Here is a 10,285-nt window from a genome sequence, read left to right as displayed (position 1 = left end):
GGATTGTGCAGGGCTTTGGCCAAACTGGCGCGCAGCCATTGCGCCTGATTGGGCGGTAGGTACCAGAAGGCCGAGGTTCCGATCACGTCGGCGGGCTTGTAGCCCAGCACGCGCTCCGTGGAGTCGCCGGCGTACTCTAGGATTCCGTCGGGCCGGATCACCGCGACCGCTTCGGAGAGATTCTCGGTCAGCGAGCGGTAGAATTCCTCACGCTGGCGCGATTCGACGTCGGCTTCGTGGCGATGGAGGGCTTGGGCGAAGAGGGTGGCGATGGCGCTGACGAAGTTAAGATCGTCGGAGCTGAAGTTGCGTTGGGTGGTGGTATAGGCGCCCAGCGTGCCATAAGGGCGCTGGCGGCCGGAAATGGGTACGACTAAGCCGCTGCGCACCCCATGCCGCGTGGCCCAAGCGCTTTCGAAATGGCCACTGGCGGCGAAATCGTCTTCCACCGATGGCTGCAAGGTGGTCAGCACCTGGCGAGCCTGGGGAAATTCTTTGAGGGGAAAGATACGCGGCGCTTGCCCGTACTTCTCCAGCGTGCCGGCATTGACCCGCAGATGCTCGCCGTCGGCTTGCAGCTCCAGAAGCGAACAGCGGTCGACGTTGAGGATGCGGCGCACGACTTCGGTGGCCTCGCGCGCCAAGGCCTGCGGCTCCAGCCCCTCCAGCGCCCGTTGGCCGAAGGCCGCCACCGCTGACTGCTGCGCCACGCGCCGTTCCAATTCGCGCTCAATCCGGACCCGTTCGGTGACATCCGCCGCGCCCATCACGCCGCCGATCACCGCACCGGTGGCGTTCTTGATGGGAGTCATCCACACGTCCAGGGTGCGCCCCTTCAGATGCATCGTGTCGCTGACCTGCTCGCCCGCCAGGACCCGCCGGCGTCCCTCGATGATGCGCTCGGCGGGCCAGGCGTTAGTCCTAAGCAACGAGCTTCCCACCAGGTAGTTGGGCGAGCGGCCCAGGACCTGCAGCTCGAGGCCTGCCGACATCGTGTAGATTCCGGTGGAATCCCACGCCGCCAACAGCAGGTTGGGAACGTTATTGATAACGGTGGCGAGCAACTCGCGATTACGCCAGACGTCGCTCAGGTCGGTCACCACCACCGCCAGCAGCGGCCCGCCCGCGGTTTCCATCGGCTGCACCGAAATCTGCACCGGCACGCGCGATTGATCGCGCGCAACCAAGGTCAGCTCGCGGGCGACCCCGCCGCTGGCCATCAGGCGCTCGAAGGCACCCGCGTCGGGGCCGCTCAGGAAGTTTTCGAAACGGATGCCGATGACTTCATCCAGCGTATACTTGACGCTTTGCGCAAAGCGGCGGTTGGCATAGCTGATCGTGCCGTCCGGCAGCAGCGCTAGCGCCCCCTCGCTCATGTTTTCAACCAGCACCCGGTAGGGCTGGTCGGCGCCTTGTAAGGTGAAGACCTGCGGGCCAGTGGGGTGTGCAATGACCAACGCGTCAATCTCGCCGCGTGCGATCGCCCCTAGGGTGGTTTCCAGCTCTTCCACACGGCGCCGCAGGCTCTCTTTGGAGCCGGCCGAGACTGCGCTCTTGCGCTGACCCCTCATCGAGCCACAGTCACTGCGTCTGCTTGAAAGTCCTTGGCCGCCACCCCGGCGGCTTTCAGGGCACTGGCGACACGAGCTTCCGACAGCAGGCCGACCACCCGGCTGGCGGTCTTGGCGGATACGATTAAGGTGGGTACCGCTAATACTTCCTGCGCTGTAGCCAGCGTGTGCTCTTGATAGACGTCGATCACCCGCAACTCAAAGGATGAGCGCAGCAAGCGCGCGCAGACAGCGCGCAAGCCAATCACCGCTTGCGTGCTATGCGGGGTCATTCCAGCGATGAACAATTGCAGCCGACAGGCCACCTGCTCGGTGGGAGAACTTTGCTGGCGCGGGCTGGCCATAGTAATCTTTAACTGACTATCACAGTTGCAGTCCCAGCCCAACCATTGCTCGGCCGGGATCGGCCCGATCTCCGATCAACCGGCGGCAAGAGTTGCACCTTCCTCCCCCATAATACAATTTGTGGAGCTGATTCAACAGATTGTTGATTTATTTTCACGCCAATTGTTGGCTCGATCGGCGCTCACGTTCTTTGGGCCGCTTCGGTCCCTGCCACCTCTGTATCGTCAAGCGCTGAACCCGATGCAATCAAACGCTTCATGCCAGAGATGGCCGCCCGTTCGCCAGCTCTTGCGCCCGGCCCCCGCGGCGGGTGAGATTAGCCGCCATGGAAAGCTCGGATCGGCGCGGATGGTTGGTGGTGGGCAGCTTGGCGGTGGTGTTGTGCATCGTCCAAGGGCCGGCCGGTTCCACTATTGGGGTGTTCCTCCCGGCGATCATTCGACAATTTGGCGCCACTCACGCGCAGGCGGCGCGCATCGCGACCGCCTCAATTCTGGCCACCGGAATCGTTTCTCCGGTGGTGGGATGGCTGCTGGATCGGATCCAGGCCCGCTGGGTGATGGCCGTCGGTATCGCGCTGACCGCGGCCGGTTATCTGCTGGGTAGCCGGGCCAGTTCTCTGACCCTGCTGATCAGCGCCTATGCGCTGCTCGGGATCGGGGTGGCGGCGGGGACTTTTTTGCCCGCGACCTTGGTTGCGGTGGGCTGGTTCAAGGAACGGCGCGGGATGGCGATCGGGCTTGCGTTGGTGGGATTTTCGGTCGGGATGACGATCTGGCCGGTGGTCGTGGGCCAGCAACTGGTCCATCACCCCTGGCAACAGGCGATGGTCTGGCTGGCGGTCCCGATGCTGCTCGTTGCGTTACCGTTGGTGCTGCTGGCGGTGCGCCAGCGCACGGCCGGAGGCAACGATCTCAAAAACCAACGGGCTACCCTGCCGGGGCTGGAGAGCGCTCAGTTGGTGCGGGCGCGGGCGTTCTGGCTGCTGTTGGCGGTGCAATGCCTATACGGGCTGGCGGTGGGCAGCATCTACATTTTTATCGTTTCATACCTGATTTGGGTCGGCTTCAGCCCACCCACGGCTGCCACGATCTTTGGCATTCAGGCGCTGGGCGCCGGCGTCGGCTTTCTAGTCATGGGCTGGCTCGCGGATCGGCTGGGCGCGCGACCCACGATGTTGCTAACGATCGCGGGCTCGGTCTTCAGCATTGTGTGCCTGAGTCATGCCGGCCCCAGCATGATGGGATGGCTGTTCGTGGTGGTGTTTTGCGTTTTTTGGTCCACCACTGCGGGCGCTCCGCACGCGATCATTCCCCTGCTGGCGGCCGAGGCGCTGGGGATGCGCCGGTTCGGCGCGGTGATAGGGCTGCTGCAATTTCTTTCCAACGTCTGTCTGGGGAGCGCGCCGCTTGTTTCGGGACGCATCTTCGACGTCACCGGGGGCTACGGCTATGTGCTGGTGCTGGCGATTGCCCTGCACGCTGGCGGCGCGCTGTGCAGCGCGCTGATCTATCCGGCGCCTGGGCACGACGCTATTCCCGCCCAGTGGCAAACCGCTGCGGGGTAGTTCATGGCTGCGCGTCTGGGCTACGCGCGTGGTCGGCCGCGTCCTCACCGGGCGCCGGCTCGTAGCCCAGCGTGCGCCAGTCGGTGGTTTTCGGCACGATCCCCTCGAAGGAGCTAACTCGGGCTTGGCCCAGCTCCAGGCCGGCAGTCCCAATTGCGGGCTGGCCGGCGCGCACCGCCTTGGCCGCTGCCACCATCTGCTTGCGAAATTGCGCCACCGCCAAGTCGCTGATGCCCAGGCGCTCCTGGCTGCGGTCGGCGATTGCACCCATCGATTCCCACATCGCCATGTCCTGAGTGGGAATGCCGTCCATGCCGGTGAAGGAGCCCTCCTTCATCGCGCGCCGATCCTGCAGGTAATGGTTGTCGTGCGAACGAATGGGCAGCCAGTTGGCGTCCAGGTCGATCCCCGGTCGCGCCACGCAATAACGCCGCCAGGCTTCTTGATCAATCCCCGCGGTTTCGTGCCATGCGATGAAATGGAACATGGTGTTGTGGTCATCGATGGGGATGATCGCCTGAGACAGTTTGTACATATTGTTGGGCGGAATCAGCACGGTGAATGGAGCGATATACACGGTAATCCGCACATAGTCGTGAGTTTCGGGATTGAAGATCGGGGTGCGGATCGCGGCGTAACGGAAACCCCATTTATGCACCTGCGCACGCATTCTAGGCGCCTTGTCGGTGGAGGGGCGCAGCCATTGCTTGTCGTTGGCCTGCGCGCCCGCCACTTGCGCCGGTGCGATATCGGTGGAGTGCAGGCTTGAGCTGTGCGAGGAATCGATCGCACCCTCCAGCACCTGGGCCCAGTTACACCGGATGTGCATCTTAACGATACTGACGCGGGTCTGCGCGGTCGGTGCCCAGGGCGGAGCCTGGAAGCGCGGCTGCTGATTGGGTGGTCCCATGTAAATCCAGACGAAGCCGGCGGCCTCATGAGTGGGATAAGATTTATGCTTGACCTTCTCGCGCAGCGACGAGCCGGTGGGTTCCGAGGCCATGTCAACCACGTTGCCCTCGACGTCGAATTTCCATCCGTGAAACAGACAGCGCAGACCGCAGTCCTCGTTGCGGCCGTACACCAGCGAGGCGCGGCGATGGGGACAATGCTCGTCCAAGGCGCCCAGCCGGCCCAGGCTGTCGCGGAACAGGACCAAATCTTCGCCCAGTAAACGCACCCGGCGTGGCGTGCCGTCGGATTCGGCCAGCTCCTCCGAGAGGGCGGCTGGCAGCCATTGCCGGCGCATGATCTGACCCATCGGCGCATCGCCCTGGACCCGGCACAGCAGTTCGTTGTCCTGGGGACTTAACATCGCCTCTCCTCCGCGCGGTTGCTGGATTGAAACTCAATACTTAGAGAGCTAAGTATCGAACTAACACCGATCGGGCGCCCTTGTCCAGCTGCCAAAGCTGAGCCTTTGGTTGCCGCCAGGTTGCGCCCTGCTAATTTAACCAAAGGTGAGTGGGTGTTGGCCACCACGGAGGTTGGTCTGGCGATGTTTGAGTCGGCGCACCAGGGGTGCGAGGTCACGCTTTGGCGTCAGCTTGAGGCCGCGCCGTCGTGAGTGCGGGCAAGCCATCGAGCGAGGCGCAAACGATTCTGCGCTATTGGCTGGAGGCGGTGCCCAACGACCGCCTGGCCCATCTTATTCGCGACGCCGCGCGCGGGGTAACTCGCGCGTTAACGCGACGACTAGCCGAGCGCGGCATACCCTTTGGCCACTGGGTCTTTTTGCGCATCCTATGGGAGCGCGACGGTCTAACCCAGCGCGAACTGAGCGAGCAGGCGGGGCTGACCGAACCTACCACCTTGGCCGCCTTGCGCGTGATGGCCAGGCGTGGGTACGTCCGGCGCGACCGGCGCGCCGACAATCGGCGCAACAATTATGTTTGCTTGACCCCGGCCGGCCGCAGGCTCAAGCAGGAGCTGGTGCCGTTGGCATTGCAGGTCAATCAAGTCGCAGTTGCTGGGGTTCCGGCGCAGGATGTCACGCGTACCCGCCAAGTGCTGTTGGCGATGATCCGCAATCTGGCCGAAGATGAGGTTAGCGCCATGGCCCAGCGGCCCACGGCTTTGTTTTCGGCCAGGCAGACACGAAGCAAAGCAGCGAAAAAGGAACAGGCCTGAAGCGCGCTGCGCGCTGCCAGGTGTGACACGCCGCGCCATGTCCCGAAGCACATTCAGTGCAATTTTCTTCGAAACGCGACCAACGCTTGAACTGCTTCGCGCCGACAGACGGCACCGATACTCGGCGCGCCACGCAGGCTTCAAGCGTCCGCTATTTCTGCAGGGTGGCTAAAAAGCTTTGGATATCGCGGACCTGCTGCGGCTTGTTCGGGCAAGCTTCGCTGCATTGGTCGGGCAACATGTCCCAGATCTTGCCAAAAGGAATCGCGCCGTGGTAGCGCCGCCGCAATGCGGTCAAATCAGCGACCTGCTCGGCCGAAAATGAAGCCATCGGACCATTGCCTTTGGCGTCGTCGCCATGGCAAGGGGCGCAGTAGGAATGAAAGAGCCGCCTGCCGGTTGCGACGGTTGCCGGAGGTGTCATTTGCGCCGGCGCGACCTCCGTCAGCATAACCGTCGCGCAGAAACCTAACGTTGCCGCGAGTTTTTTCATGCCTCAACCTCCGGCGACAAAACTCTATTTTCGCGGACTTTGTAAGCAACCTTGCGGATCACAACGGCGCCAAGCCGCGCAAATTCGTTTTTCGCAGCCGCAGGCCGCAACGATAACGGGCTTTAGCCTGAGCTCCTGGCTTTTGTCACTTCCCCTATGTAGACAGATTTTCTAACGCATACTTTAACGAGTTTTTGATGGCATGACCAGCTGCACCGGTGCTCAGATCCCCGAACAATGCGTTTAGCGCTGTCGCCTCGCCGGTTCGAAACTTCAGTTCGCAAAAAGACCGTCAGGACCCGACCAATGGTGCCGTCGAGTTCAATTTACGCGCTGCGAAAGTCGCTCGGCGCTGCTCGTGCTGGCGGGCAATCTAGCAGGGAAAAAACTTCACAATCGCATGGCCCACAAGTCGCCAAGAAGATTTCGGTGCGCGCTAACTGCCCTCAAGCTGGCGGCGCAGGACTTCGTTGATAACCTTGGGATTGGCCTTGCCGCCCATCGCTTTCATCACCTGCCCGACAAAGAAGCCGAACAGCTTGTTGCGTCCGCCGCGATATTCCGCGACCTTATCGGGCTCGCTTTGCAACACGCGCTGGCAGGCGTGGGCGATCGCGCTTTCGTCGGAGACCTGGGCCAGTCCCAACTCGGCCACGATAGCCAACGCGCCCTGACCCGACTTGCACATCGCGGCAAAAGCAGTCTTGGCGGCATTGAGGCTGATAGTGTCGCGTTCGACCAGCTTAAGTAGGGTGCCCACCTCACCGGCCGGCGGAACTGCCTGGGCCAGCTCGCGCCCGCTTTCGTTGACCACTCGCAAGACTTCGGTCATGACCCAATTGGCCGCCATCCGGATATTGCTTACGGCCGGCAGCAGGGCCTCGAAGTAGTCGGCCAGCTCGCGTTCGGCGGTGAGAACTTGCGCCTCGTAAGCGCTGATCCCCAGTTGTTCAACGTAGCGCGCGCGCCGTTGGGCGGGCAGCTCGGGCATCCGCGCCGCGACCGCCTCGACCAGCTCGCGTGGGGCCAGCACCGGGGCCAGATCGGGTTCGGGAAAATAGCGATAATCGTGGGCGAACTCCTTGGATCGCATCGGGTGGGTGGTGCCACGATCGGGATTCCACAGACGGGTTTCCTGCGCAATGCGCTCGCCCGCGCGCAAGGCCTCGATCTGGCGCTCGATCTCGTATTCGATCGCGTTCTCGACGTGGCGGAAGGAGTTCATGTTCTTGACTTCGACCTTGGCGCCCAGCTCGGTGGCGCCGCGGGGACGCACCGAAACGTTGGCATCGCAGCGGAAGTTGCCTTCTTCCATGTTGCCGTCGGAGACCTTGAGATAGCGCACGATTGCGCGCAGCTCTCGCAGATATGCGCTAGCCTCGCGCGCAGAACGCAGGTCGGGTTCGGAAACGATCTCTACTAGTGGCAGGCCTGAGCGGTTGTAATCCACCAGGCTGCAATCGGGCAGATGGATGTTCTTGCCGGCATCCTCTTCGAGATGGATACGCACCAGGCGGATGCGGCGGGGCTGAGCGCCCTCCTCGCCAGGCAGTTCGAGATAACCACCCACGCATAGCGGCTGGTCATACTGGCTGATTTGGTATCCCTTGGGCAGGTCGGGGTAGAAGTAGTTTTTGCGCGCGAAGGTGGAGGAGCGCATGATTTGGCAATGGGCGGCCAGCCCCAGCCGGATAGCCAGTTCCAACACTCGTCGGTTGAGCACTGGTAGCGTCCCAGGCATCCCCATGCACACCGGGCAGACGTGGCTATTGGGTGGTGCGCCGAACTGGCTGGAGCAGGCGCAAAAGCATTTGCTCTGAGTCAGGAGCTGGCTATGAACTTCCAGCCCGATTACGGCTTCGTATTCCAATGAAGCAACCGCGCTCGCCATTGAATAATCCTCATTCCACCTGCTCAGCGCGAGCGCGCCTGCGAGGTCTCGGCGGCCGCCATCTCGTAGGCGTCGCCGGCGCGAAACAGGACGGCTTCGCCAAAGGGCGGGCCGATCAGTTGCAATCCGATTGGCAGTCGCTGGCGGTCATAGCCGCAGGGCAGCACCAGTCCAGGCAATCCGGCCAAATTGACAGAAATTGTGCAGATATCCGACAGATACATCTGTAGCGGGTCGGACAGCTTTTCGCCCAGGCGAAAGGCGGTGGTTGGCGCGGTCGGGGTAGCCAGCAGATCGCAGCGCTCGAAGGCACGTTCATAGTCCTGGCGGATAAGGGTGCGCACTCGCTGCGCCTTGAGGTAATAGGCGTCATAGTAGCCGCTTGAGAGCGCGAAGGTGCCCAGCATAATGCGCCGCTTGACTTCGGCGCCAAAGCCGGTGGCGCGCGAGCGGTTATACAGGTCCAGCAGATTGCCAGCTTCCGCCCGCAGGCCATACTTGATGCCATCGTAGCGGGCAAGGTTGGAGCTGGCCTCGGCGGTGGCAATTAAGTAGTAGGTGGCGACTGCATATTCGGTGTGGGGCAGGGAGACCTCGACGATTTCCGCCCCCAACCCTTCCATCTGATGCAGTGCCGCGCGTACCGCCTGCTCGACCTCAGGTTGCATCCCGGCGACGAAGAACTCCTTGGGCACACCTACCCGCAGTCCACCCATCTCGCCGCTGAGCGCCCGTTCGTAATCGGGCACGTCGCGGGCAGAGCAAGTGGAATCCAGCGGATCGGCGCCAGCCAGGGCACGTAGCATGATGGCGGCGTCGCGCACAGTCTTGGTAAACGGGCCCACCTGGTCCAGCGAGCTGGCATAGGCGATTACCCCGTAGCGGCTGACCCGGCCGTAGGTCGGTTTGATACCCACCACGCCGCAAAACGAGGCGGGTTGGCGGATGGAGCCACCGGTGTCGGTTCCCAACGCGCCCAGGCATTGATGGGCTGCCACAGCCGCCGCCGAACCGCCCGAGGAACCGCCGGCGACCCGCTCGATGTCGTGCGGATTACGCGTCGGGCCAAAGGCGGAGTTCTCGGTGGAGGAGCCCATCGCGAACTCGTCGAGGTTGGCCTTGCCCACGAACACCGCACCCTGCTCGCGTAGGCGCGCCACCGCGGTCGCGTCGTAGGGCGGAACGAAGTTGGACAGAATCCTGGAGGCGGCGGTGGTGCGAACCCCCGCCACCGCGTAGATATCCTTAATCGCCAGGGGGATGCCGCATAACGGCGGTGGATTGGGCTGATTCAGGCGCTGCTGGGCGGCTTGGGCCTGGGCCAACGCCAGCTCGGGTGTGACGGTTATGAAGCTGTTGAGGCTGGGCTGAGTGGCGGCGATTCGTTCCAGGCAGGCGCGGGTTAACTCTTCAGCCGAAAACTCGCCCGAGCGCAGCGACTGCTGGGCTGCGGTGATCGTTAAGTTACACAGGTTGTCAGCCACGGCAAAATGACTTCTATTCAATTATTCAATAATGTTGGGCACCCGGAACATTTGCTCCTGCTGGGCGGGTGCATTGGCCAGCATTTCCTGCGCGCGGTCAGTATTGCTGGCGTTGTCTTCGCGCAGGCCGCCCAGCATGTCGCCAACCTGGGCGGTAGGCGCGACCGCGCTGGTGTCGAGCTGGTTGAGCTGTTCGACGTAATCCAGGATCTTCTCCAAATCGCTTACCATCGCCTGCGCTTCCTCGGGGCTCAGCTCAAGCCGTGCCAGCCGCGCGATATCGTAAACCCGCTCTAAAGTCATTGCGCTGCGCAAAGCCATTTCAATCCTTTCCCACCTCGCACTCACGCCAAACTTCAATCAGCTTAGCATGAAAAGCCTTAATCAAGCAGGCGAGCGCTCCGCTTGTGCGGTTGCCCAAGAGACTCTAGCCTAGCAGAGCAGAAGATGCGGCAGAGGCGAGCGCATTGAAGCCCAAATCGGGAGCGGCGGCAAGCGCTACGCGCCCGTCAGCCAGAAAGAGGTCCATGACCGGTCGGATAAGGCGTCTGCTGGGGCGGCTGTTTCGCCGCGTCCATTACGATAGCAATCGCGCTCTGGGCCGGCGCGGCGAGGCTCTAGCCGCCCGCCATTTGCGTCGGCACGGCTACCGCGTGCTGGCGCGCAATGTGCGGGCCGGCGGTGTGGAAGTGGACTTGGTGGCCTTGGATGGGCCGACGCTGGTATTTATCGAGGTAAAGGCGCGCCGCACCGAGGCTGCCGGAGCGCCGCAGGAAGCAGTGGATTGGCGCAAACAGCGGCGCC

General features: G+C 62.8%; 10 protein-coding genes. 3 read left to right on the top strand and 7 right to left on the bottom strand.

What is annotated here, in order from left to right; all coding sequences use genetic code 11:
* The coding region (locus VKV28_15370) for a PAS domain S-box protein (GenBank protein ID HLH78183.1) at positions 1–1,511 on the bottom strand (1,511 nt) is incomplete at its 3' end.
* A 56-nt stretch (positions 1,512–1,567) separates the two neighbouring features.
* A complete protein-coding gene (locus VKV28_15365) occupies positions 1,568–1,915 on the bottom strand; it encodes a circadian clock KaiB family protein (protein HLH78182.1) in 348 nt (115 codons plus the stop codon).
* A gap of 326 nt (positions 1,916–2,241) precedes the next feature.
* Between VKV28_15365 and VKV28_15360 the strand changes: the two genes are divergently transcribed.
* Complete coding sequence (locus tag VKV28_15360; GenBank protein HLH78181.1) at positions 2,242–3,483, top strand: MFS transporter; 1,242 nt, start codon at positions 2,242–2,244, stop codon at positions 3,481–3,483.
* A gap of 1 nt (position 3,484) precedes the next feature.
* Here the strand turns inward: VKV28_15360 and VKV28_15355 are convergent, their stop codons facing one another.
* Positions 3,485–4,798 carry a Rieske 2Fe-2S domain-containing protein gene (locus tag VKV28_15355; GenBank protein ID HLH78180.1) on the bottom strand — a complete coding sequence of 438 codons (1,314 nt, stop codon included), beginning with the start codon at positions 4,796–4,798 and terminating at the stop codon, positions 3,485–3,487.
* Positions 4,799–5,046: 248 nt separating this feature from the next.
* On the opposite strand from VKV28_15355, the gene VKV28_15350 reads away from it, so the two are divergent.
* Positions 5,047–5,613: a MarR family winged helix-turn-helix transcriptional regulator gene (locus tag VKV28_15350; GenBank protein HLH78179.1), complete on the top strand. Its 567-nt coding sequence runs from the start codon at positions 5,047–5,049 to the stop codon at positions 5,611–5,613.
* A 151-nt stretch (positions 5,614–5,764) separates the two neighbouring features.
* Here VKV28_15350 and VKV28_15345 read toward each other — a convergent pair whose 3' ends face one another.
* From VKV28_15345 to gatC, 4 genes are all read right to left on the bottom strand, one after another.
* Positions 5,765–6,106: a c-type cytochrome gene (locus VKV28_15345; GenBank protein HLH78178.1), complete on the bottom strand. Its 342-nt coding sequence runs from the start codon at positions 6,104–6,106 to the stop codon at positions 5,765–5,767.
* Positions 6,107–6,542: 436 nt separating this feature from the next.
* Positions 6,543–7,997: an Asp-tRNA(Asn)/Glu-tRNA(Gln) amidotransferase subunit GatB gene (gene gatB / locus VKV28_15340; GenBank protein ID HLH78177.1), complete on the bottom strand. Its 1,455-nt coding sequence runs from the start codon at positions 7,995–7,997 to the stop codon at positions 6,543–6,545.
* 23 nt (positions 7,998–8,020) lie between these two features.
* Positions 8,021–9,481: an Asp-tRNA(Asn)/Glu-tRNA(Gln) amidotransferase subunit GatA gene (gatA, locus tag VKV28_15335; GenBank protein HLH78176.1), complete on the bottom strand. Its 1,461-nt coding sequence runs from the start codon at positions 9,479–9,481 to the stop codon at positions 8,021–8,023.
* A gap of 21 nt (positions 9,482–9,502) precedes the next feature.
* The gene (gatC, locus tag VKV28_15330) at positions 9,503–9,802 is read right to left on the bottom strand and encodes an Asp-tRNA(Asn)/Glu-tRNA(Gln) amidotransferase subunit GatC (GenBank protein ID HLH78175.1); all 300 of its coding nucleotides are present in this window, start codon (positions 9,800–9,802) and stop codon (positions 9,503–9,505) included.
* Between the two features lie 206 nt (positions 9,803–10,008).
* On the opposite strand from gatC, the gene VKV28_15325 reads away from it, so the two are divergent.
* Positions 10,009–10,285: YraN family protein (locus tag VKV28_15325; protein HLH78174.1), on the top strand; the 277-nt coding region annotated here is incomplete at its 3' end.

The sequence above is a fragment of the Candidatus Binataceae bacterium genome (genome assembly GCA_035294265.1).
In the GTDB taxonomy this organism is placed as follows: domain Bacteria; phylum Desulfobacterota; class Binatia; order Binatales; family Binataceae; genus DATGLK01.
This window is presented reverse-complemented; position numbering and strand designations above follow the sequence as displayed.

Coding starts and splice junctions, on each gene's coding strand:
- VKV28_15355 (HLH78180.1), bottom strand. CDS start 4,798: ATGTTAAGTCCCCAGGACAACGAACTGCTGTGCCGGGTCCAGGGCGAT.
- VKV28_15345 (HLH78178.1), bottom strand. CDS start 6,106: ATGAAAAAACTCGCGGCAACGTTAGGTTTCTGCGCGACGGTTATGCTG.
- VKV28_15365 (HLH78182.1), bottom strand. CDS start 1,915: ATGGCCAGCCCGCGCCAGCAAAGTTCTCCCACCGAGCAGGTGGCCTGT.
- VKV28_15360 (HLH78181.1), top strand. CDS start 2,242: ATGGAAAGCTCGGATCGGCGCGGATGGTTGGTGGTGGGCAGCTTGGCG.
- gatC (HLH78175.1), bottom strand. CDS start 9,802: ATGGCTTTGCGCAGCGCAATGACTTTAGAGCGGGTTTACGATATCGCG.
- gatB (HLH78177.1), bottom strand. CDS start 7,997: ATGGCGAGCGCGGTTGCTTCATTGGAATACGAAGCCGTAATCGGGCTG.